A 22,967-nucleotide genomic window follows, 5' to 3' on the forward strand; every position below is an offset into this window, starting at 1 on the left:
CTTAAATATAGAAGGGATGGAATGGAATGATTAACGATAAATTGCCGAAGATTTGGCACGGTGGGGACTATAACCCTGAACAATGGGATTCGAAAGAAATCTGGGACGAAGATGTCCGCATGTTCAAACTGGCAGGGATTGATGTGGCCACGTTAAACGTCTTTTCATGGGCATTGAACCAACCGAATGAAGACACGTATAATTTTGATTGGCTGGATGATAAAATCAACCGCCTTTACGAAAACGGCATCTACACATGCCTCGCAACAAGCACGGCAGCGCATCCGGCATGGATGGCCAAGAAATATCCGGACGTTTTGCGTGTGGATTTCTATGGCAGAAAACGCAAATTCGGCAGCCGGCATAACTCATGCCCGAACAGCCCGACCTACCGCGAATATTCAGAGCGGATCGCCGAGAAACTGGCGGAGCGCTACAAAGACCATCCGGCCGTTTTGATTTGGCACGTATCCAACGAATACGGCGGCTACTGCTATTGCGACAACTGCCAGGATGCTTTCCGCGGCTGGCTGAGCGACAAATACGGCACAATCGAGAAGCTCAACAAAGCCTGGAACACCGGATTTTGGGGACACACGTTCTACGAATGGGACGAAATCGTCGCACCGAATATGCTGAGCGAAGAACGCGAAGACAATGTCTCCGATTTCCAAGGCATCTCACTCGATTACCGCCGGTTCCAGTCTGACAGTCTGTTGGATTGCTACAAGCTGGAATACAAGGCCATCCGCAAGCACGTGCCGACCAATATTCCGATCACCACCAACTTAATGGGCACTTACCCAATGCTGGATTACTTCAAATGGGCGAAAGAAATGGATGTCGTGTCGTGGGACAACTACCCGGCGATCGATACGCCATACAGCTACACGGCCATGACACATGATTTAATGCGCGGCTTAAAAGGCGGTCAACCGTTCATGCTGATGGAGCAGACGCCAAGCCAGCAAAACTGGCAGCCGTATAACTCTTTGAAGCGTCCAGGCGTCATGCGCTTATGGAGCTACCAGGCAATCGGCCGCGGGGCGGACACTATTCTTTATTTCCAACTGCGCCGATCTGTCGGTGCCTGCGAGAAATACCACGGAGCGGTCATTGAACACGTTGGACATGAAAATACGCGCGTCTTCAACGAAGTTGCGCAACTCGGGAGAGAACTGAATCAACTATCCGATACCTTGCTCGATGCACGGGTAAATGCTAAAGTGGCGATCGTCTTCGACTGGGAAAATCGCTGGGCGACGGAACTTTCCAGCGGACCTTCCGTGTCGCTCGATTATGTCAACGAAGTCCATAAATATTACGACGCGCTCTATAAATTGAATGTCCAAGTCGACATGATCGGCGTCGAAGAAGACTTGAACAAATACGATGTCGTCATTGCACCAGTTCTTTATATGGTCAAAGAAGGCTATGCAGCGAAAGTCGAGAAGTTCGTCGAAAACGGCGGAACCTTCCTGACGACTTTTTTCAGCGGCATCGTCAATGAAACCGATATCGTCACGCTTGGCGGATACCCAGGTGAACTGCGCAACGTCCTTGGCATTTGGGCGGAAGAAATCGATGCGCTTCATCCGGACGAAACGAATCAAATCGTCATGAATGAAGTCCGCGGCAAGATGAGCGGCAAGTATTCATGCAACTTGCTGTTTGATTTGATTCACACAGAAGGCGCAGAAGCGGTTGCGGAATACGGTTCCGATTTCTATAAAGGCATGCCGGTGCTGACCGTCAACGAATTCGGGCAAGGGAAAGCGTGGTACATCGCGTCAAGTCCGGACGCGGAATTCCTGGTCGATTTCCTCAAGACCGTCTGCGATGAAGCGGGCGTCAAGCCATTGCTTGCCGTACCGGATGGCGTCGAAACAACCGAGCGCGTGAAAGACGGCCAGAACTACCTATTCGTGTTGAACCACAACAACGAAGAAGTCACGATCGAGCTGCAGGACAGCGCATATAAAGAAGTGCTGACGGATGAACAAGTGAGCGGAAATCTGGTCCTGAAAGAAAAAGGCGTGTTGATTTTGGCGAAAGTGTAAGTAAGATAAGTGAATAGATGAAGAGCCCATGTGGACTGCACTGAAATCGTTGGAGATTAATCTGACGGTGGAGGAGCGATCCATATGGGTTTTTCTATTGTATGCCGAAGTGCTTTATGGGAAGTAAGGCAGTACATCGCATGGAACTTTCCAGAATGTATAAGAGGAAAATCATGAGTTCTGCAGCCTGTGACTTAAGCTGACGGTTTGAATAAATAAGAAACTAAGTCTAAACACTATCACGTTCAAGCTTTTTAAAATAAAAATTCAAAATTAATAAAATTTTCTACAAATTAATAAAGGATTATGCTATCATAAGAAAAAGTTTACTTAAACTATATTTTTTACTGTCACACTGTATTAATGAAAAGGAGATTTTTAAATTATGGACGGAATCTATCAAAAAATTAAGACCTTACGGATCGATCAAGGATTAACGTTAAAAGATTTAAGTGAAAAGACGGAGCTGTCGGTCAGTTTTTTATCTCAGATTGAGAGAGGGTCTTCTTCTCTCGCCATTACCTCATTGAAAAAAATTGCGGATGCTTTCAACGTCCCTATCACATTTTTCTTTGACACAGATACTAATCATAATTACATGTTGCAGGGAAAGGATCGTAAACCATTTCAACTTGAAGGTTCACCTACCACGTATACACGTTTAAATGGAGAGTTCAATGGGCGCTCACTGGAGCCTTTATTGGTCAGGCTGGCGCCTAAACAAGAACAAAGTCAGTCATCCAGCCATCCGGGTGAAGAATTTTACTACGTGTTAAAAGGTGCAGCATTGTTCAAAGTGGACGGAAAAGAGTATTTCGTAAGAGAAGGTGATTCAATCCATTATCCATCTGAAGTACCTCATTCATGGGAAAATCCATTGAACGAGGAAACCCTTATTCTTTGTGTACTGACGCCGGTGTTATTTTAAATCAAAGGAAAGAAGGCTGATCGTTGATGAGAATTGCTACTGATATTGGAGGAACTTTTACTGATTTGGTATACGTAGATAAAAACGGCAAAGTAGGGGTGGCCAAAAGCCATACGACACCGCCGAATTTCGAGCAGGGCGTGGTTGATGTTATCGAGAAAAGTGGAATCGATCAAAAAGACATTGAAACATTTATCCACGGAACGACGGTAATCATCAATGCGCTAACAGAAAGAAAAGGTGTGAAAACAGGGTTGATCACCACGCAAGGATTCCGTGATGTCCTTGAAATCGCCAGGGGTAATCGGCCGGATCTATTTAATGTCCGGTACAAAAAACCAGTACCTTTCGTTGAGCGTTATCTGCGGCAGGAAGTGGAAGAACGCTTGAACCAAAAAGGTGAAATCGTGACTCCTCTAAACAAAGAAAAAATTAAAGAGCTCATTACTTATTTCAAAAAAGAACAGGTTGAGGCGATTGCTGTTTCCTATCTGCATGCTTATAAGAATCCGGTACACGAACTGGAGACCATCCAACTGATACAGGAATTGTGGCCGGAAATCGCCGTTACGGCTTCACACGAAGTGACCAAGGAATGGCGTGAATATGAACGGACGAATACAACGGTCCTTAACTCGTATGTCCAGCCAATCGCCTCTACTTATATTGATAAACTCAGCACAAAGCTTTCGGAAAACGAAGCTGATAGCTTCAATTACATTATGCAGTCCAATGGCGGAACAACTACCTTTGAGCAGGCCAAAAAAACTCCGATCAATATGGTGGAATCGGGGCCGGTTGCTGGAATCTATGGAGCAGCTTATCTTGGGGAAATCATTGGGGAGAAAAACGTTATCGCTTTTGATATTGGAGGAACGACAGCTAAATGTTCATTGATCAGCAATGGAGAAGTGAAAGTTTCGACTGATTATTATATCGAAAAAGACGATCTCAATGCAGGATATCCAATCAAAGCGCCGGTTGTTGATATCGTTGAAATCGGCAATGGTGGAGGCTCAATTGCCTGGATTGATGAGGGCGGTTCATTGAAAGTTGGCCCGCATTCAGCTGGAGCTGTACCGGGTCCGGTCGCATACGGACAAGGCGGCACAGAACCAACAACGACAGATGCGAATCTTTTGACAGGACGCCTATCGCCTGAGAACTTCGATTACAAAGTCGATTTAGCCTCGGTGAAGTCCGCCATTGAAGAAAAAGTATCGAAAGTCTATGGGTTGGATGCAGAAGAAGGGGCTCTTGGCATCATCCGAATCGCTAATGCCAATATGCTGAATGCGCTAAAACTGATATCGGTTCGAAAAGGCTACGATCCGCGTGATTTCTCACTTGTAGCATTCGGTGGAGGCGGCTCGATGCACGCCCCCGCTTTGGCGCGTGATCTGGGTGTTAAAAAAGTCATCGTTCCGGTCGCTTCATCCGTTTTCTCTGCATGGGGCATGTTGATGACCGACTTGCGGCATGACTACATCCAAACCTATATTAATCGCCTTCAAGACGTGGATTTGACAGAACTGAATAATGAATGGAATAAACTCGAAAATCAGGCGAGAAATCAATACGCTGAAGAAAATGTCAAAGAGGAAGAAATCATCTTTAACCGCTTTGTCGATATGCGTTACGCAGGCCAGGAGCATACCGTGAAAGTGCCGCTTGCAGGTGGAGAAATCACTAAGCAATCTGTTGAAGAGTTGATTGCTCTCTTCCATGACATGCACGAGCAGAGCTTCACCTTCAAGTTAGTTGAAGCGCAAACAGAAATCGTCAACCTGCATTTGACCGCCTTCGGGAATGTTCAAAAGCCTGAGCTGCAAAAATTGGAGTCGACCGGCAGAGAATTAGAGTCAGCTTTAAAAGAAACACGACAGGTTTTTTATGAAGATGGCGGCTGGATTCAAACACCAGTCTACCACCGCAATTTGCTCGAAGCGGGAATGTCCGTTGAAGGCCCTGCCATCATCGAAGAGCCGACCGCGACGACCGTTTTCTATGAAGGACAGACATTGACAGTGGACACTTATGGAAACTTACTTATCGAGACGGAGGTGCAGTAAGATGACTTCAATCAAAAATGTGAAAGTTGATCCGTTTACTATCGAAATCGTCAAAGACTCATTAATCGCTATAGGGGATGAAATGTTCCATGCCTTGGCGCGGACCTCGATGAGTCCGATCATCTATGAGGTGCTTGATTATGCGAGCGGCCTGACAGATGCTAAGGGCCAATTGCTGACACAAGGAAATGGTGTGACAGGTTTTATCGGTATGCTGACGTTTATGGTTAAAGAAACGATCAATAAATTCGGCGAAGAGGGATTAAAAGAAGGAGATATTATTATCATCAATGACTCTTATGTTGGTGGTGGATCTCATTTATCTGATGTTGGACTGGTCCTGCCGATTTTTCATGAAGGAGAGATCGTTGCATTCTCGGCCAACAAAGCGCATTGGACGGATGTCGGAGGCAAAGATCCTGGCTCTTTCAGTAACGATGCGACAGAAATCTATCAGGAAGGCCTGCAATTCCCATGTGTGAAATTATTCAATGAAGGGCAGCTCAATGAAGCAGTACTCGATATCATCAAATCGAATATCCGTTTCCCTGATTTATCGATCGGTGATTTATGGGCACAGGTTGCAGCACTTCGGACAGGCGAAAAACGCGTTAAAGAGCTCTGCTTGAAAAATGGTGTAGAAGTCGTACAGACCTCTATTGACCACCATTTGGATCATGGCGAACAATTGGCCCGAAAAGAATTGGCGAAATTGCCGAAAGGTGAATTCTATGCAGAAGATTATGTTGATGATGATGGATTCGGCAACGGCCCTTTTCCGATCAAAGTAAAAGTAACGATTACCGATGACAAGTTCATCTGTGATTTCCGAGGCAGCCATCCTCAGGTGCCAGGTCCGGTGAACTGTACTTATACCGGACTCGTATCAGCAGTGCGCACAATTTTTCTGGCGGCAACCAATCCATCGCAGGATGTCAATGACGGAGTCTTCCGTCCTTTGGAAATCATAACCGACCGAAAATCCATACTGGCTGCGGAACGTCCTGCTCCAGTCTCCATCTATTGGGAAAGCATGCAGGGAGGAGCCGATCTTGTGTGGCAGGCTCTGGCACCATCTCTTCCGGAGCGCCTATCTGCAGGGCAGCTCTTGTCTGTCTGTGCTGTAACATTATCCGGTAATCATCATGAAACGGAAGAACCATTCTTGATTGTAGAACCATCGGCAGGCGGATGGGGAGCAGCGAAAGGACAGGATGGCGCGCGTGGGCAATTTTGTATCGGTGATGGAGAAACATATAACGTGCCGGTCGAAGTGGCTGAAACCCGCTATGGTGTCATGATCGACGAATACAGCTTGCGCACAGATGGAGCAGGATCTGGTGAATTCATCGGCGGAGCAGGAGTGACCCGTACGTATCGTGCAATGACAGACAAGCAATTTGTATCAGCTACCTTCGGACGCAATAAATTCTTCCCATGGGGATTGAATGGTGGAGATGAAGGATCACCGAATGAATTTGTCATTGAAAAATCCACTGGAGAAACAGACGGACCTTTTGGCATCTATCCTCGTTATCCACTCAATAAAGGTGACGTAGTCAGATTGATGACAGCTACTGGCGGCGGCTATGGAGATCCTTTAAAGCGTCCTCAAGAGCAGGTGGCGAAAGATGTAAGAAACGGTTATATCAGCACCGAACAGGCGAAAGAAATTTATGGAGTGTTGGTTAACAAAGAAACCTTCAAAGTTGAGGGATTAATGGGAAGAGGAGTGTAGACATGGATATTTTGAACATCAAAGATTTGGCACAAGAAGGAAATGAAGCATATTCGATGCATACAATCTTTAAAGAACAGCCAAAAGATGGAGCAGTGCAGGTGGGGCATGTCATCATCTATCCTGGTGAAACGGTTCCTTTATCTGGTTTTTCTAAGCATGCTGAAAATGAATACTCGGTTATTGTAAAAGGTTCTTTGTTGACGGAAATCGATGGTCAGCAATACCGCGTTTCAGCAGGGCAGGCGACATTCATTCCAAAAGGTGAAGAACATATTGCGGTGAATGACGGCGAGGAAGAGTGTGAATTGGTTTTTGTAATGGTGGGCTGACAGAGAAAGCTTCATATCTAAAAGGGGGAATGAGTAATGGAGGATAAAGGGATTAAGAATGCAGTAGGGCAGGATGAGGCTTTAGCGGCGATTCCAGCAAATAAACGGCAGCACTGGCTGACACCAGCCATGATTTTCGGAGGACTTGAATTCACGATTCCTGTTTTAATGGTTGGTGCAACACTTGCGGGAGCTTTCGGCATGTCGGAAATTTTCTGGATTCTTTTGGTTTCCTTGTTTATCGTTCAGTGGATCGGCAATGCCATCGCCGGTTATATCGGTGCCAAAACAGGCCGGTCATCTTCCGTAATTGCCCGCTCGAGCTTTGGAGCGGCACAAGCCCGCTTTATCGTCGGTTTAACGATTTTCATCGTGTCACTCGGTTGGTGGGCTTTGCAGACAGCCGTTGCAGGAAATGCGATATCAGCGATGCTTGGCATCGATTACGAGAATGAATTTGTTCCATGGGCTCTCGTTACTATCGTTGTTGGTTTACTGTTCGCTATCCCGTCGATCATTGGGTATGGTTCAATGAAATGGACTGACTATATTGCTGTGCCTGCAGGATTACTTCTGATTATAGGCGGTATTTTCTACGCACTTCAAAATACAGGTTGGAGCACGATTATGGCATGGAGACCTGAACCTTCCATGACGTTTCTGGCTGCCTTAAGCTTGGTTATCGGTATCAATGTCTCCCAGTGGGTGATTGCATCTGATTACACTCGCTATGCAAAACCGAAAGTAAAAGACAATGTTCTTATTCCGCTGGGCATCATTGCTGTCGGATTCCCCTTGTTTTATGTAGGGGCAATCATGTCAGTCGGCGTCGGCGATGCAGACATCGTAAATGTTATGATGAACCTTGGATTTCCGGTATGGGGATTCCTGATTCTCTGGTTTGCAACTTGGACTAGCCAGCTCGTCAATAACTACAGTATGGGATTGGCTATGGCCAATATCTTCAACGTCAATTCGAATAAAGGTCGTGCCATCTTGACCTTGATCGGAACATTAATCGCCATCGTCATTGCGCTTGCTGGAATTCTGGATTACTTCATGGACTTCCTGTACATGACCGCCTTAATCTATCCAGCAATTGCAGGTGTCATGATGGCTGACTTCTTCTTTATCCGCAAGCAGCAATGGGCTGACAACAAAGGATGGAACTGGATGGCTACCATCGCTCTTGTCGTCGGTGTGTTGGTCGGCTATTTCACTCAATACGTCAACACCTTTGGAATCCCAGCAGTACAATCTTTGATTGTGTCCGGAATCGTTTACTTCGCAGTCATGAAAGCCAAGGCTGTCATCAAACCGGATCATTTTACAGCACCGGTTGAAGAACACACAGAAGCTAGACTGCAAGAAGATACGAAGACAGTGTGAAAATATGGATCCCTATCCGGCAGCTATTCAACTGTCGGATAGGGATTTTTATGTGGAAACAGATAGTCTAATCGATTGTTTATTTATTTGATGATCCACAGATTTTCAGGCAGGAAAACCAACCCCAATTATCGAATAGAGTGCTAACTTATCTATTCGGACTAAAAGAAAGGAGAGGTGGGACAGATGAAGAAAGTAGGGAAGCTCTTTTATGTGAGTTCTGCTTTATTGCTGCTGGCTGGCTGTGGTGAAGAAGATGCGCCGATCATGGATGCTTCAAAAGCGCGGGGCGAACCGGAGGAGATGCCATTAGAAGAGGGAGGGGAAGAAGGCGCAGAAGATGAAGCGATTACAGATGAAGCTGCTTCCGGATCAGGCGAAGATGCCTTATCGGCTTATTCCAGCGAGCAGATCGAGTACGCCAGAGTATGGCGGCAGCTCGGGCCAAACCAGGAGATAGATGGCTTGTACGTCGAGCAAATCCCTGAAGGTACGCCGCTCAATCCGGACGATGACACAAGCGCCGCTTATACGGAACCTGTCATCCAATTGGCCGGATCGCGCGTAGTGGACGGATCCGTGACCTACAGCAGCAACGGCGACGGCACGATCAATTTGTACAATGTACCGCTGCGCTGGGACGGGGAGTATCCGGCAGGCGAGGATTTTTATAATGAGATTATTGAAGGCACGGAGTTGGTGGAGATTGAGGTTGGGGAAGATGAAGAAGTTAAAAGATTGATTAAGCTGATTGAGAGTCAGCCGTAAAAATTCCTTTCCTAAGCAAGCTTTTTTAAGGAGGTCCAATATGGCTTTAGAGATAAAACGTTGGCCGAAAAAAAACCTGGCAGCCGGGTATCACCATTCTGTGGGTCTCCAATCAAATGGCAAGGTTCTAGCAGTAGGAGAGAACAAATATGGCCAATGCAATGTCAGCGAGTGGAGAGGTATCACATCGATAGCAGCAGGAAGCGCTCATACAGGAAATTCTCATACGGTCGGACTTCAAAGAGATGGAAAGGCAGTCGCGATTGGTTGGAATAAGTACAATCAATGCGAGGTAAACGACTGGCGAGATATTATGGCGATAGCTGCGGGATGGCGCCGGACGGTCGGACTCCACTCAGACGGAACGGTAGTGGCGGTGGGCAGGAATAATGAAGGGCAGTGCAATGTTGGCGATTGGCGTGATATCACCTCGGTTTCAGCAGGCGACTGGCATACCCTGGGTCTCCAAAGAGATGGTAAGGTGATGGCTACTGGAAACAACCGTTATGGGCAATGCAAAGTGAACGACTGGCGTGACATCGTAGAAACAGGAGCGGGGTATCTTCACAGTGTTGGACTTCAATCCAACGGAACTGTAGTGGCTACTGGGTTAAATGAAAATGGCCAATGCGATATAGAAAATTGGCGTGACATTGTCGCGATAGCAGCTGGCAGCAACCATACCATCGGGCTTAAAAGGGATGGAAGTGTAGTGGCCACTGGTCGTAATACGGAAGGGCAATGCGAAGTGAGCGGCTGGTCCAATATACTAGCTATAGCGGCAGGCTGTGCTCATACAATTGGATTGAAAGCAGATGGAACCATGTCAGCAACAGGTCGAAACGAGGAAGGGCAGTGTAATGTGAATAGGTGGAAGTGTATTAAGCCCTCTAACAAATGAAAAAAATGCAGATTGTTGAGATACGGCGAATAAGATGAACCTGTTAGCCTCATAATAAAAACCAAAACCAAAAGAGTCAGGACCGTATAAACCGGTCCTGACTCTTTTGGTAGAAATCTTCTTGAAATTACTTGGATGGGAATTAGCTCTTTAATCGAAAACTCATCACACTTATCTTTTAGGTGCCAGTTCCACCGCTTGCCGCAAGGCTTCGATTAAACTGTTTTCATCCGCAATACCTGTGCCGGCAATGTCGAAAGCCGTTCCGTGGTCTACGCTCGTGCGGATGATCGGCAAACCGACGGTAATGTTGACGCCTGCTTCAAGACCGAGCACTTTGACAGGCGCGTGGCCCTGGTCATGGTACATCGCAACAACAATATCAAAATCTCCTCGTACAGTTCTGAAGAACAAGGTATCGGCAGGGAGTGGCCCTTGCACATTGATTCCTTCTGCCACGGCTTTTTCAATAGCAGGTATCACTTTCTCCTCTTCTTCGCCATATCCGAACAAGCCGTTTTCGCCGGCATGCGGATTGATTCCGCAAACAGCAATCTTTGGATTTTGAATGCCTGCTTTTGTCAGCGTATTGTGGGCCAGCTGGATGACGTGCAAAACACGTTCCGGCGTAATCATGTTGATGGCATCGATGATCCCTACATGCGTCGTTACATGAATGACTTTCAGGTTCGGCGCTGACAGCATCATGGAATAATCCTTGGTGCCTGTCAGTTCTGCCAGGATTTCTGTGTGGCCCGGGTACATGTGGCCGCCTTTTTGCAGGGCTTCTTTGTTCAAAGGAGCGGTGCAGATGGCATCGATTTCGCCTTCGTTCGCTAATTCGATGGCTTTCGCTAAATATTGAAAGGCTGCGTTTCCGGCTTCCGGCGACACTTCGCCGATCGGCAGGTCCGCCGTCAGCAAGCCCAAATCCAGACAATCAATCGTGTCTTTCTCAAACTTTGCCTGGGAAGGGTTTTCAATGCGGTGGATCGTTTTTGTGCTGTTTGTAAATTTCTTGGCGCGTTCTAAAATCGAAGCATCTCCAATGACAAACGAGCGGCTGGTTTCATGAACCACGTCATGTTCAAAGCTTTTTAAGATGATTTCCGGTCCAACTCCAGCTGCGTCACCCATAGTGATTCCGATAATTGGTCTAGTCGTTTGCATGTAATCCTGCTCCCTTCAAATAATCTACTGAATGGCTGATGGATTCGGGTGTTCCAAATCCGCCAGCTTTTGTTATGACGACAATATCTTTTTTATTCCATTTGGCGATACCGAGCGGGAGGCCAGCCTCGACTTCAAATAACAGTTCCATGTCGTGGATGCCGAGCACAGCGCAAATATCTTTAGCTGTATCTCCGCCGGTCATGATAATGGCATCGAAGTCTGAGACTGCGAGAGCCTTCTCTACAAGATGCCCCAATCCTTCCGATATGCCTTTGCTGGTCTGATGAGCCGTCAACTCATTGGCAGCGGCCCATTCACTCACTTTATCACGATTTTCCTGTGAACCGCCCACATAAAGGGCTACGCTGTCCCAGTCTGCGGGCTGTTCGAGTTCTTCGACTTTGCTCAAGACGCGTGCCGGGGCAGTCAATAACTCCAGTGGATCGATTTCAATCATGCGGGTTGCGGAGCGCTTCTCCAAAGCAGCTAATTGATCCTGTGTTTTTCCAGACAAACTGCCGGAGACAATCAGGACTTTCCCAATGGGGCCATCAAAAGATCTTTTCGGGTCTGTGTTTTGCTTCGGCGCGTACAAATGATTGATCATGCCAGCAGATCCAGCCCAGCCGATGCTGAAGTCCAATTTTGCTTCAAGAGCGGCAAGCAATGGAAAATCGGCTTCTTCCGTGACATCACAGACGATCCAGTTGACGCCGGCCTGGATTTGTTCCGCAACCCATTTTTCGGGAGTCTCGCCGTATAGAATAGTGCGGTCCAGAACCGTAATCTTAACGCCTTCCATTGCCAATAAATCCGGGAGGAAATCGTGCAAAACCGGTGTCTTGGGATCACGTGAAAATTCCGTTTCCGTAACAGGCAGCCCGTTGATGTAAAGTTTTCCGCCTTCAACGGTTCGGCCCATGCTTGGAAAGGCAGGTGCCACAAGAATAGCGTCCAAAGCCGTTGCATCCTGCATCGCTTTCAATTCGGCGGCAACACTGCCGCGCAAAGTGGAGTCGATTTTTTTATAGAAGGCATCGACGCCTCTTTTTTTCAGGGCTTCAATTTCCTTGAAAACGGCCCGGTAAGCATCTTCGCCATTCATGGAACGGCTGTTGGTATCGACGATCCAAACATCAATAGCTGTGTCGTCCTGGTCGGTCTGTTTATATGAATCAGTTAAAATCACTCGGGATTTCAAGCCTTTTTGAGCCAGCCTGACTCCGGAATCATTTGCTCCTGTAAAATCATCGGCAATGATGCCAATTCGAGTTCCCACTATCTGTCACTCCTCTAAGCTTGTTTTTTCAGCATTTCTCCATTTTCGAATATAAATCCTTTACGTTCAAGACGCTTCACTAGGAAGCCGATATACAATGGCAACAAAATCGCCGTTGTCACAGTGGAAGCAGCCACCTGCACCGTGGCAATATCAACTACGGAAGCAAAGCTGGCACTGGCAGCTGCGATGGCAGCTGGTGTAGCGACGGCATTACCGGCCGTTGAACCTTCGGCAGCTCCGACAATCGGGTTCCATTTCAATGCTTTAAAGACGAAGTATCCAGCAGTACCTGTGATAAATACGGTCATGAGGCCAAGTATGATCCCGCCAAGTCCACCTTGGATGATGGCATTGAAGTCAATCCCCATCCCAAGTGCAAAGGCGAAGAATGGAATCAGCATCGAACTGCCGTTATCCAGGAATGAACGCATATCTTCATCCAAATTCCCGAGAATCATCCCGATGACAATCGGCAACAAGACAGCGATAAACGAAATAGGAGAGAAGAGGCCATCAACGAAGCCCATGGCTCCGAAAATTGCCAGTGCCACCATCGTTAAAAAGGGTCCGTCATTCAATGCCAATAATGAATAGGCAGCGCGGTCTTCTTTATTGCCGTACTGTCCAACAAGTGCGACAAAAAGTCCGCCGTTGCTGTTCGTCATTGCAGCGATAATGGCAATCGGTGCAAGCCCCAGCCACAATCCGTTTTCACCAGCAAACATATAAGCAATCAAGCCGAACAAAGCACCGACAATCCATTTGGTCGTCAGTAAAGTAGCACCTTTGGCAATAGACACACCGACATTTCGAACGTTAATCTGAGCTCCGGTACAGAGGAGGAACAAAGCGATCAATGCACTGGCACTGTCTACGAAAAGTGCTTCTGTAAATCCGCCAATCCGCAATAAGTCTGGTGCCACCGTGTTGATGACAGCTGCCAATAACAACGGAACAACCATCATGCCTCCAGGAATACGATCTAATGTAGCTTTAATTTTCATTTTGAACCCTCTTTTCTATTTTTTATAGTTGCAAGAATCTGACATCGGTAAACGCTTTCATTACCCACTATAAAACTTATCGAATAAAATGCAACACTTATACGATCATTTTTATCTGAAAAATGAAAAGTAGTTTAAAAATGCAACGATTTTAGCTAAATAAAAACGCAAACTCAGTTTTTGAGTTTGCGCCAAAGAGTAGCTCTATTGATACCTAATCGGTTTGCTGCTTTTGTTTGATTGAAATCTTCTTCCCTCAGCACCTGTTCGATAATCTTTTTCTCAATTTCTTTTAATGTATCATTTTTGTCCAGAGACAACGGATTTCCTTGTTGGAATTCAGCTGTAAACGGCACTTGATCCAAGGTCTCTTTTTCAATCACGTAGTCTTTTTCCAAAATCGCAAGTTTCTTAACATACGCTTTCAATTCGTTAAGATTTCCGGGCCAATTATAACTCTTCAACTCCTGCATCGCATCATCCCGGACTTTGATCGGACGTGTACCAAGCGTCTGGTGAAACTCAGTCAGGAATTGGCGCACCAGGTATTCGATATCTTCCTGCCGGTTAACCAAAGGAGGCAGCTGAATTTTAAGTGCCTCCTGCAACTCCAGTTCTTCCTCAAAGGAACTCGGCAAAGCCGGCAGCGAATAAATAAGCTGCACTGCATTTTTTCCAAGACGCTCCATCAAGTCCTGGATTTTATGGGTATGAGTTAAGTTCGGTGATTTGCTGAACTCCAGCAGCAAAGTGGAGTTCGGTAAAAATTCAATGTCTTCCAAAGACAGAGGGGAAGCATCCATTTTCACGTGGACAAACAACCCGTTCTTTTGGTGGAAGGTATGCAGATAGCGCGCCACCGAAGTTTTGCCTGTCCCAGGTTGCCCGATTAACACAAGCGTGTCACCGGCAACGGCGGGTTTTTCGATCAAATTCTTAATCCCTGTCATTTCCGCGCTTGCTGCCACAAGAGAAGGCAGCTGAATGAGGTGTTCAATCCTCACAACAGTTGATTTGGCCGATGCCTTTGAAAGGCGCTTGAAATTGAATGAAACAATCTTGCCATCTCTGTCCTCTATGATTTTTGCGTTGATCCGGAACGGAATTTTCGCGTCTTCGATGATCTTAATGGTCTGTTCGTTTGTTTCGAGTACCTGCTGTTTTAGGGTTGTCAGTTCTTCTTCCGCAACAGGCAGCTTCTTAAAGGCAGTCCAATTCTCAAATAGGATCTGTCCATCGTCAGTTAACAGAAGCAAATCCTGTTTTGAGTCATTCAGCAATTCCCGCAGAACCCGGAGAACTTGCTGGCTCTTTTGCTGGGATTTGAACGATTGGTGTGCCTCCTCTAAAGACTCCAATATGGACTCCTGTCCGGACTGGATCAGCAGGCCGTTCATCCCGAGCTGTGCTGCAGAGTTGCTTGTGACAACGTCCCCCAGGACTGTGGAATATCCCTCGTTCTTCAATTCGAGTAAAATCGATTCCACTTCAGATGCACCAGGAATCGTTACGACTTTCATGTCAATTTCCAGCAGACTGATAATGGAAGCGGCACCCAAAGTGATATTCGGAAAACCGACCAATGCTTTCTTCTCGTCCGAATGACCAGTCGCCAACATGATTGAGCGCAGCAGGTCATAACCGGATATATGGATATCGACAACCGGCAACGATACGGCTTCTCTGATCATCTTGGAAGTTCCGCCGCGGCTGATCAGAATATCGGCTCCATTCTGTTCCATCCTGCGCGCCAGCTCTACGCCTCGTTCCAAATCGCCAACTTCCGCAACAATCAGTAAATCAGACTGCTCTTCTTTTAATTCATCGATAAGCGGCAACATCGCCTCATATGGTGAAATCACCCCGATGTGAATCTTCCTCATTCCGGCAGCCTCCTCATTTCAAACTCTCTTTTGCCATTATATCAATTTTACGGGAGGGGACAATGAAATTAGGAATGCTGGAAGAGACAGAGGAGCAGGAAGTCCTGTCTTCTGTCTCTCGATCTTTGTAAACTATTGAATTAAAAAGATTGGACGCGTTTCCTAGTCGAATCTTTTTTGCGGAACATAGAAAAGTCTAAAGCTCCTAAGAAAATTGGTGAGTTGTATCTGCAATTGAACCCGCTTGCCTATTTGAATAAGCTATGGACTCTATCCTTTTATATGATAAACTGTTTTAAAATCCTGGATGAATCTGTTCAAGAAAGTGGGGGCTGAAGATGGCTGTCGAGAAGAAAAATGGATATGAAATACGCGCAGAACGAACACGTAAAAAGATTCTGGGTGCCTCAAGAGAAGTGTTTTTAGAAAAAAGTTATAGAGACACCACTATTACATTAATTGCTGAAAAAGCAGGAGTGGGCTACGGCACTGTCTATTCGCATTTTAAGAATGGAAAAGATGAAGTGCTAATGAATATTATGGAAGACATCATGGAAGATTTTTATCAAGTAGCTTCCGGGGAATATACACCAAATACTAAAGAAGAAGCTCTCCAATTCACCACAAAGAACATTACCGATTTTCTTGAATTAGCCATTACCCATAAAGAGTGGTTAGCTCTTTTCTATGAAGCTTTCGGACACTCCGAAATAATATTAAACAGATGGGAAGAAATCACTGAGCGTTTTATCGAGCGGATATCCAAGAATGTCGAACTGGTTAAAGCAAGAGGCGACAGCCGGAATCCGAACTACGATTCCCGTATCGTAGCAGGTTCACTTTATTATCCAGGTGAAAAATTCCTATGGAAAATTGCATTGGGGAAAACAACTCAGGATCATAAAGAAATCGCCCGCAATATTGCAGAAATCTATAATTATGGGTTATATAAATAAATCAAGAGTCCTCTTCAATCAGTGGATTTTTTCTTTCGGAAGAAGTTGACATCGTGTCAATATCTTTATATAATAAATTAACAGAAAATATAGTAATTTCAGAAAAAGGGGGTTAGTGTATGTGGATTGAACAGGAGCAGCTGGAAATAGAAATGATCAAATACATCGATGAAGATGGAAAAGCTCTACATACAGATAGTTCGATAGAAAAAGAAAAGCTGATTGAGATGTATACCGGGATGGTGAAGGCTAGAGTTTTTGACGTTCGGGCCATGAAACTACAGCGGCAAGGAAGGATCGGAACTTATGCTCCTTTACAAGGGCAAGAAGCGGCGCAAATTGGAAGCGCTTTCGCGACGGGGGAGAAAGACTGGATTTATCCAAGCTACAGGGAAATCGGGGTTTCTTTGATGAAAGGAATGCCCATGGAGAAATTGTTTTTGTATACCATGGGCCATTTAGAAGGCTTAGCACAAAAAGAGGCGAATGTTTTTCCGGTTCAAATTATTATTGGCGCCCAATACCTGCATGCAGTGGGGGGAGCGTGGGCGAGTCAATATAAAGGTGAAGACAGTGTAAGTGTTGCCTACATTGGAGATGGCGGTACTTCGGAAGGAGATTTTCATGAAGCGCTCAATTTTGCCGGAGTCTATAAATTGCCGATTGTATTCATTGTCCAAAACAATCAATGGGCTATCAGTGTACCGTTTGAAAAGCAGACTGCCAGTAAAACTATTGCCCAAAAAGCTTTAGCATATGGGATTTCTGGTGTGAAAGTAGATGGAAACGATGTGGTTGCCATGTACACGACGATGAAGAAAGCAATCGAAAAAGCAAAAGCAGGCAAACCGGTATTGATCGAAGCCGTTACGTTCAGACAAGGCCCGCATACGACTGCAGATGATCCGACAAAATATCGATTAACGGACGAAGAAACCCAATGGAGTAAAAAAGATCCGTTGGTAAGAATGAAAAAGCATTTAATCCAATCCGGCATCTGGAATGAGGAAAAAGACAAAAAGCTGTTTGACGAGATGGACAGCTCGGTAACTCAAGCATTTGAAAAAGCACAATCCACCGAACCAAGCCAGCTGAAAGACGTATTTGAAAATATCTACCAAGAAAAAACAAGACAACTGGAAGAACAACAACTGCAGGCGGAAGGAGGAAACCGTCCATGACGATGATGAATATTGTCCAAGCAATCAACCAAGCGCTTAAAAGCGAAATGGAAAAAGATGATCGCGTCATTCTGCTGGGAGAAGACATCGGTAAAAATGGCGGTGTTTTTCGTGCTACAGACCAATTGTTTGAACAATTTGGCGAGAAGCGGGTAGTGGATACACCTATTGCGGAATCGGCTATCATTGGAGCCGCCGTTGGGATGGCTGCACGAGGGTTAAGGCCAGTGGCCGAAATCCAGTTCATGGGCTTTATTTATGAAGCGATGGATCAGATGGCGGCACAAGCTGCACGGCTCCGCTTCCGGTCAGGCGGAACCCAAACAGCCCCTATGGTTGTTCGTGCACCGTACGGAGGAGGAATTCGGGCACCCGAGTTGCATTCCGATTCCCTTGAAAGCGCATTTGCCCATTCCCCTGGCTTGAAAGTCGTCATGCCGAGCAGTCCTTATGACGCAAAAGGTTTGTTGATAGCAGCGATGCGGGACCCGGATCCAGTCCTGTTTCTTGAGCCTATGAAGTTATACCGGGCTTTTCAAGAAGAAGTACCAGAGGAAGATTATGAAATTGAAATTGGAAAAGCCAATCGGCTGCGCGAAGGTGAAGATCTTACCATCATTACTTGGGGGCCACCCGTTCATACAGTGAAAGCGGTAGCTGAAGCATGGTGGAAAGAAAAAGGAGTTTCGATAGAAGTCATCGATCTTCGGACGGTAGCACCTTTGGATATGGAGACGATCATAGCTTCAGTAGAAAAGACAGAGCATGTCATCATTGTCCACGAAGCTGTGAAAACAGGTGGAGTGGGAGCGGAGATAGCTGCTCTTATAAGCGAAAAAGCATTATACAGCTTGTCTGCCCCGATTTTGAGGGTCACCGGATTTGATACGCCCTATCCGACTGCGATGGTGGAAGAAGAGTGGCTGCCAAACGAAAAGCGCATCAATGAAGCGATTACAGCTGTATTGGACGAATAATATCTAAGAAAGGAGGACTTGCATGTCTACATACGACTTTAAACTTCCTGATATCGGAGAAGGATTGCATGAAGCAGAGATTGTGAAGTGGTTGGTCAAAGAAGGCGATCGTGTAAAAGAAAATGACAGCATTGTAGAGGTTCAGACCGATAAGGCTGTAGTTGAAATATCGGCGCCGGTTTCTGGAGAAATTGAAAAGCTGGGCGGTGAAGAAGGCACCGCCATAAAAGTTGGCGAGGTGCTCGTTAGATTCGCTGGGATTTCAGATGAAAGAGCCCAAGGAGCTAGTGCTGAGGAAGTAGAACTGCCTACTCCCCCGGAAGAAATTGAAGTATCCGCAGCAGCTGGAGAAGGGCCTCTCAAAAAGAACAAGACTGAACGGATACTGGCGGCCCCTTCCGTAAGAAAGGCTGCCAGAGATGCTGGAGTTGATTTAAGGGAGGTTTCTCCTACAGGCAAAGGTGGCAAGATCCTGGCAAAAGATCTACAGCAATATCTCGATAGCGGAAAGGAGCAGGAAAAACAGGAAAGAAAAGATGAACAGGAAGCAGCCGCAAAAGCAGCGGACCAAAAAGAAATTTTTTCTTCAGGTGAAGACCAAGTAGAAAAAATAACCGGCACACGGAAAATGATTTTTGAAAAAATGACGAAAGCCCAGCAAAACGCTGTGATGTGTACAGGAATGGATGAAATCGATGTCAGTTCTCTTGTGCAGATGCGTAAAACCCTGATTCCAAATGCTGAACAGTACCAAACAAAATTGACGTATTTGCCTTTTATTATTAAGGCGGTAACCCATACATTAAAGCGCTACCCAATTTTTAACGCTTCTGTCGACGAAGAGAACATGGCGATTTGTTATCATCAGGATATCCATATCGGAGTGGCAACCGCTACTGAAAATGGACTTCTTGTGCCCGTGATCAAGCATGCCGATAAAAAATCCATATTGGAAATAGCGAGGGAAATCGAAGGGTTGACCCAAAAAGCGCGGGATCGAAAACTTAAGGCGACAGAACTGGCTGGCAGCACGTTTACAATTTCGAATACAGGCAGCCAGGGAGGGTGGTATGCAACACCGATCATTAATTATCCTGAAGTCGCTATTATGGGAATTCATAAGATCAAGAAGCAGGCGATAGTTGTCGATGATGAAATTCAAATCGGCCATATGATGGGTATGTCATTAACTTTCGATCATCGCATCATTGACGGTGAGCCTTCTGGAAGGTTCATGCACAGTGTCAAAGAATTACTGGAAAAACCGGAACTACTGATTTTGGAAGCGAAATAGATTCTAAAGAAAAGGGAGTGAATGGGATGAAAAGAATTCTTTTATTGATGCTGATGTTTGGGGTGGTCTTGCTAACCGCATGCGGCAGTGAAGAGACTGGTGGTGCTACAGGAGATTCAGAAGGGTCAGGAGATACGATCGATCCGCTTGAGCTAAGAGTGGGCGTTGTTGTTGGAGATTGGAGCCCTCATTATCAGGGAGCACAGGCATGGGCGGACGCGCTTGATGAACAGACAGACGGCCAAATTCAAATGACTGTATTTCCGGATGGTCAATTGGGTGGAGAGCGTGAAATGCTCGAAGCGGTCCAAAATGGCTCTCTTGATGTCGGATTGATCAGTTCTTCTGTCTTCTCCGTTTTTGAACCTAAAATGGCTGTAATTGATATTCCATTTTTAGTTTCTTCATTTGATGAAGCGGAAGCATTAATGGACAGCGAGGCAGGGGAAGAGTTATCTGCTTTAATGCTTGAAAAAGGCATTCGTAATTTAGCGTGGGGACATAATGACTTCCGAATCATTACGAATAATAAACAGGCCGTGGAAAAGCCGGAAGATATAGCGGCGCTTAAGATGCGTGTGCCTGAAAGTAAAGTGCTTGCTGATTGGTACTCCGAATTAGGCGCAATGGCAACGCCGATGCCTTTCCCGGATATCTACTCAGCCTTGCAGCAAGGAGTGGTTGATGGACAGGACAACGGGCCGATTCTATCGTATGCTGCCAAATTTTTTGAACATCAGGATTATTTAACTGTCTCCAACCATCAATATTCTCCACTTGGTTTCTTTATCAGTGAAAGCGTGTGGTCAGGATTATCCGATGCTCAAAAAGAGGTATTGGAAGAAACGGCGAAAGAAGCAAGCGAAGTTGAACGTCAAGCGATCAGAGAATTCAACGAAACTTCAATCACTGCCATGGAAGAAGCAGGGGTGGAAACATTTTATCCAACGGAAGAAGAGCGGGCAGCTTTTAAAGAAACATCAGTAAAATTTGTTGATCAGATTCGGGCAGAAGCAGGAGAAGATTTGACGAATCTGGTCTTGCAGGAAGCTGGATACGAAGAATAAGCTATCTTAATTTTCATTAAGGGGGAGAGGGCATGCTAAAGAAATACCTGCAATTCAGTGCACAATTGCAGAATATCATTGTAACCGGCTTACTCATTCTTTTGTCATCCGTAGTTTTTATACAAGTGGTGGCAAGAAAACTGATGCCGGTTCCGATCCCCTGGACTGAAGAAGTAGCGAAAATTTCTTTGTTATGGATTACTTATCTGGGGCTAGCCGCTACTTTTCAACAAAACTACCATATACGCATCGACTTGCTCGATGCGTTTTTGAACACTCCTAGAAAGAAAAAAGCCGTAGATCTATTTATACAGGTTCTAGGAACCCTCTTTGCTGCTGCACTTGTCTATCTATCTTTCAGTTACTTCCAGGAACAGTTGGAATTTGGGCAACGCACAAATATTCTAAGGCTTCCCATGTGGTTGGTTCTTCTGCCATTAATAGTTGGCGGGGTTTTGACGCTGGTACATTTTCTCATTAAGATTATTGAAAGCATAAGAGAAATGAGGGAACTTAAATGATTTTGATGTTGCTGACCTTTATCATTGTTCTCTTGAGTGGAGCTCCAATAGTTTTCTCATTTGCTTTTGCTTCTTTAGTCTATATCTTGTTCGGATCGAATCTGGCACCGGATATGTTTTCAGCAGTGCTTTACTCGGGTCTCGATTCTTTTCCGCTGATGGCTATCCCTCTATTTTTATACGCTGGGGAATTGATGAGTAAAGGTGGCATCTCGCGAAGAATAGTTTCTTTTTCAGCTTCGCTGGTCGGAAAAGTAAAAGGGTTTCTTGGAGTTATCACCATTCTAGCCAGTGGTTTCTTCAGTGCCGTTTCGGGTTCGGGGGTTGCGACTGTTGCAGCAGTCGGTGGAATGATGATTCCTGAAATGAAACGAGCCAAATATCCTGCTGGATATGCCGCTACTTTAACCGCTTCAGGAGCCTTTCTAGGCGCCATAATTCCGCCGAGCATCCCGATGGTCATGTATGGATTCATTTCGAATACATCTATTGGTGATCTATTTGTCGCCGGTGTTATTCCGGGTCTTCTTTTTATCATAGGGTTCATCATTGTCAATCAGCTGTATGTGCGGAAATTTGAGTTGAGGGAAAATGAAGAATCGCAGCTTATGGCAGGGAATGAAAAGCGGCTCCGCAAAATTATCGTTACTGGAAAGTCAGCTTTTTGGGCATTGCTTATGCCGGTCATTATCATTGGCGGGATTTATGGCGGATTCTTTACGCCAACAGAATCAGCAGTCGTAGCAGTGGTTTATGCGATTTTAGTAAGTTCATTGATATACAGGGAACTCAATTTGAGTGAGATTTTTGAAGCTACTAAAGTATCCGCATTGAATACCGCTATGCTGATGGTGACACTTGTTTTTGCCACTATCTTCTCCAGGTTGCTGACAATCGAGCAGATTCCACAGAGCCTCGCGGCATTCCTGTTAGAGCTGACGGATCAAACCTGGATTATCCTGCTGATCATCCTATTCTTTTTGATTTTAATCGGTATGCTGATGGATTCTGTAACTGGAGTTATTTTGGTTACACCTATTGTCTATCCTATTTTGGTGCCAATTGTAGGGCTCGATCCAGTTCACGCAGGAATTGTTGTAGTCGTCACATTAGCGGTTGGCCTCATTACTCCGCCAATGGCCATCAATTTGTTTTTAGCCGGTAAAATAGCAGATGCTACTATGGGTTCCATTTTAAGATATTTACCGGGATTTTTAATCGTATCGTTTATGGTTATTGCACTGGTGACCTATATACCGGAACTCGTGATGTTCTTACCGGATTTGATGGAGTGAAATTATGCATAGCATTAGAGAAGGTGACCGGCCAGACGTTTTAAAACGTTTGGCCGGTCACCTTTTTGTTTTGGATTTATTGATAAGAGAGACGAATCTTCTCAATTGGAGAAAAGCCCTGGCTCTTTCTGAATTTCATATTGTGC

Annotated in this window: 19 protein-coding genes; 15 read left to right on the forward strand and 4 right to left on the reverse strand. The window is 45.6% G+C overall.

All coding sequences use genetic code 11. The features are described from left to right. Positions 1-26: 26 nt before the first annotated feature. The 8 genes from Q0785_RS03035 to Q0785_RS03070 all read left to right on the forward strand — a co-directional run bounded on the left by Q0785_RS03035 (position 27) and on the right by Q0785_RS03070 (position 10,188). Complete coding sequence (locus Q0785_RS03035) at positions 27-2,060, forward strand: beta-galactosidase (protein ID WP_298825257.1); 2,034 nt, start codon at positions 27-29, stop codon at positions 2,058-2,060. A gap of 385 nt (positions 2,061-2,445) precedes the next feature. Beyond that, the gene (locus Q0785_RS03040; protein WP_290185457.1) at positions 2,446-2,988 is read left to right on the forward strand and encodes an XRE family transcriptional regulator; all 543 of its coding nucleotides are present in this window, start codon (positions 2,446-2,448) and stop codon (positions 2,986-2,988) included. Between the two features lie 26 nt (positions 2,989-3,014). Beyond that, entirely contained in the window at positions 3,015-5,060 is a 2,046-nt protein-coding gene (locus Q0785_RS03045) for a hydantoinase/oxoprolinase family protein (RefSeq protein ID WP_298825264.1), read from the forward strand. Between the two features lies 1 nt (position 5,061). After that, complete coding sequence (locus Q0785_RS03050) at positions 5,062-6,798, forward strand: hydantoinase B/oxoprolinase family protein (RefSeq protein WP_298825267.1); 1,737 nt, start codon at positions 5,062-5,064, stop codon at positions 6,796-6,798. Between the two features lie 2 nt (positions 6,799-6,800). Further along, positions 6,801-7,130, forward strand: a complete 330-nt coding sequence (locus Q0785_RS03055; protein ID WP_298825270.1) for a cupin domain-containing protein — start codon at positions 6,801-6,803, stop codon at positions 7,128-7,130. A 36-nt stretch (positions 7,131-7,166) separates the two neighbouring features. Beyond that, the gene (locus tag Q0785_RS03060) at positions 7,167-8,519 is read left to right on the forward strand and encodes a cytosine permease (RefSeq protein ID WP_298825273.1); all 1,353 of its coding nucleotides are present in this window, start codon (positions 7,167-7,169) and stop codon (positions 8,517-8,519) included. A gap of 186 nt (positions 8,520-8,705) precedes the next feature. Beyond that, complete coding sequence (locus Q0785_RS03065; protein WP_298825275.1) at positions 8,706-9,287, forward strand: hypothetical protein; 582 nt, start codon at positions 8,706-8,708, stop codon at positions 9,285-9,287. 40 nt (positions 9,288-9,327) lie between these two features. Continuing rightward, positions 9,328-10,188, forward strand: coding sequence for an RCC1 domain-containing protein (locus tag Q0785_RS03070; RefSeq protein WP_298825278.1), 861 nt, complete (start codon positions 9,328-9,330; stop codon positions 10,186-10,188). A gap of 171 nt (positions 10,189-10,359) precedes the next feature. Here Q0785_RS03070 and pdxA read toward each other — a convergent pair whose 3' ends face one another. From pdxA to Q0785_RS03090, 4 genes are all read right to left on the reverse strand, one after another. Beyond that, positions 10,360-11,358, reverse strand: a complete 999-nt coding sequence (gene pdxA / locus Q0785_RS03075; RefSeq protein ID WP_298825281.1) for a 4-hydroxythreonine-4-phosphate dehydrogenase PdxA — start codon at positions 11,356-11,358, stop codon at positions 10,360-10,362. After that, complete coding sequence (locus Q0785_RS03080; RefSeq protein ID WP_298825284.1) at positions 11,345-12,640, reverse strand: four-carbon acid sugar kinase family protein; 1,296 nt, start codon at positions 12,638-12,640, stop codon at positions 11,345-11,347. The genes pdxA and Q0785_RS03080 overlap by 14 nt, the downstream gene beginning before the upstream one ends. 14 nt (positions 12,641-12,654) lie before the next feature. Next, positions 12,655-13,647: a 2-keto-3-deoxygluconate permease gene (locus Q0785_RS03085; protein WP_298825287.1), complete on the reverse strand. Its 993-nt coding sequence runs from the start codon at positions 13,645-13,647 to the stop codon at positions 12,655-12,657. A 173-nt stretch (positions 13,648-13,820) separates the two neighbouring features. Then, entirely contained in the window at positions 13,821-15,530 is a 1,710-nt protein-coding gene (locus tag Q0785_RS03090; protein WP_298825290.1) for a sigma-54-dependent transcriptional regulator, read from the reverse strand. Between the two features lie 338 nt (positions 15,531-15,868). Here Q0785_RS03090 and Q0785_RS03095 point away from each other — a divergent pair, with 338 nt between their 5' ends. From Q0785_RS03095 to Q0785_RS03125, 7 genes are all read left to right on the forward strand, one after another. Continuing rightward, positions 15,869-16,486, forward strand: a complete 618-nt coding sequence (locus Q0785_RS03095; RefSeq protein WP_298825293.1) for a TetR/AcrR family transcriptional regulator — start codon at positions 15,869-15,871, stop codon at positions 16,484-16,486. A 119-nt stretch (positions 16,487-16,605) separates the two neighbouring features. Continuing rightward, positions 16,606-17,667: a pyruvate dehydrogenase (acetyl-transferring) E1 component subunit alpha gene (gene pdhA / locus Q0785_RS03100; RefSeq protein WP_298825296.1), complete on the forward strand. Its 1,062-nt coding sequence runs from the start codon at positions 16,606-16,608 to the stop codon at positions 17,665-17,667. Beyond that, positions 17,664-18,644, forward strand: a complete 981-nt coding sequence (locus Q0785_RS03105) for an alpha-ketoacid dehydrogenase subunit beta (RefSeq protein WP_298825299.1) — start codon at positions 17,664-17,666, stop codon at positions 18,642-18,644. Before pdhA ends, Q0785_RS03105 begins: the two co-directional genes overlap by 4 nt. A gap of 22 nt (positions 18,645-18,666) precedes the next feature. Beyond that, complete coding sequence (locus Q0785_RS03110) at positions 18,667-19,938, forward strand: dihydrolipoamide acetyltransferase family protein (RefSeq protein ID WP_298825302.1); 1,272 nt, start codon at positions 18,667-18,669, stop codon at positions 19,936-19,938. Positions 19,939-19,964: 26 nt separating this feature from the next. Continuing rightward, positions 19,965-21,005, forward strand: a complete 1,041-nt coding sequence (locus Q0785_RS03115) for a TRAP transporter substrate-binding protein (RefSeq protein WP_298825305.1) — start codon at positions 19,965-19,967, stop codon at positions 21,003-21,005. Positions 21,006-21,037: 32 nt separating this feature from the next. After that, a complete protein-coding gene (locus Q0785_RS03120) occupies positions 21,038-21,526 on the forward strand; it encodes a TRAP transporter small permease (protein ID WP_298825308.1) in 489 nt (162 codons plus the stop codon). After that, positions 21,523-22,821, forward strand: coding sequence for a TRAP transporter large permease (locus Q0785_RS03125; protein WP_298825311.1), 1,299 nt, complete (start codon positions 21,523-21,525; stop codon positions 22,819-22,821). The genes Q0785_RS03120 and Q0785_RS03125 overlap by 4 nt, the downstream gene beginning before the upstream one ends. Positions 22,822-22,967: the final 146 nt, after the last annotated feature.

The organism is uncultured Planococcus sp., assembly GCF_947501725.1.
In the GTDB taxonomy this organism is placed as follows: Bacteria; Bacillota; Bacilli; order Bacillales_A; family Planococcaceae; genus Planococcus; species Planococcus donghaensis_C.

Coding starts and splice junctions, on each gene's coding strand:
- Q0785_RS03035 (WP_298825257.1), top strand. CDS start 27: ATGATTAACGATAAATTGCCGAAGATTTGGCACGGTGGGGACTATAAC.
- Q0785_RS03040 (WP_290185457.1), top strand. CDS start 2,446: ATGGACGGAATCTATCAAAAAATTAAGACCTTACGGATCGATCAAGGA.
- Q0785_RS03045 (WP_298825264.1), top strand. CDS start 3,015: ATGAGAATTGCTACTGATATTGGAGGAACTTTTACTGATTTGGTATAC.
- Q0785_RS03050 (WP_298825267.1), top strand. CDS start 5,062: ATGACTTCAATCAAAAATGTGAAAGTTGATCCGTTTACTATCGAAATC.
- Q0785_RS03055 (WP_298825270.1), top strand. CDS start 6,801: ATGGATATTTTGAACATCAAAGATTTGGCACAAGAAGGAAATGAAGCA.
- Q0785_RS03060 (WP_298825273.1), top strand. CDS start 7,167: ATGGAGGATAAAGGGATTAAGAATGCAGTAGGGCAGGATGAGGCTTTA.
- Q0785_RS03065 (WP_298825275.1), top strand. CDS start 8,706: ATGAAGAAAGTAGGGAAGCTCTTTTATGTGAGTTCTGCTTTATTGCTG.
- Q0785_RS03070 (WP_298825278.1), top strand. CDS start 9,328: ATGGCTTTAGAGATAAAACGTTGGCCGAAAAAAAACCTGGCAGCCGGG.
- pdxA (WP_298825281.1), bottom strand. CDS start 11,358: ATGCAAACGACTAGACCAATTATCGGAATCACTATGGGTGACGCAGCT.
- Q0785_RS03085 (WP_298825287.1), bottom strand. CDS start 13,647: ATGAAAATTAAAGCTACATTAGATCGTATTCCTGGAGGCATGATGGTT.
- Q0785_RS03090 (WP_298825290.1), bottom strand. CDS start 15,530: ATGAGGAAGATTCACATCGGGGTGATTTCACCATATGAGGCGATGTTG.
- Q0785_RS03095 (WP_298825293.1), top strand. CDS start 15,869: ATGGCTGTCGAGAAGAAAAATGGATATGAAATACGCGCAGAACGAACA.
- pdhA (WP_298825296.1), top strand. CDS start 16,606: ATGTGGATTGAACAGGAGCAGCTGGAAATAGAAATGATCAAATACATC.
- Q0785_RS03105 (WP_298825299.1), top strand. CDS start 17,664: ATGACGATGATGAATATTGTCCAAGCAATCAACCAAGCGCTTAAAAGC.
- Q0785_RS03110 (WP_298825302.1), top strand. CDS start 18,667: ATGTCTACATACGACTTTAAACTTCCTGATATCGGAGAAGGATTGCAT.
- Q0785_RS03115 (WP_298825305.1), top strand. CDS start 19,965: ATGAAAAGAATTCTTTTATTGATGCTGATGTTTGGGGTGGTCTTGCTA.
- Q0785_RS03120 (WP_298825308.1), top strand. CDS start 21,038: ATGCTAAAGAAATACCTGCAATTCAGTGCACAATTGCAGAATATCATT.
- Q0785_RS03125 (WP_298825311.1), top strand. CDS start 21,523: ATGATTTTGATGTTGCTGACCTTTATCATTGTTCTCTTGAGTGGAGCT.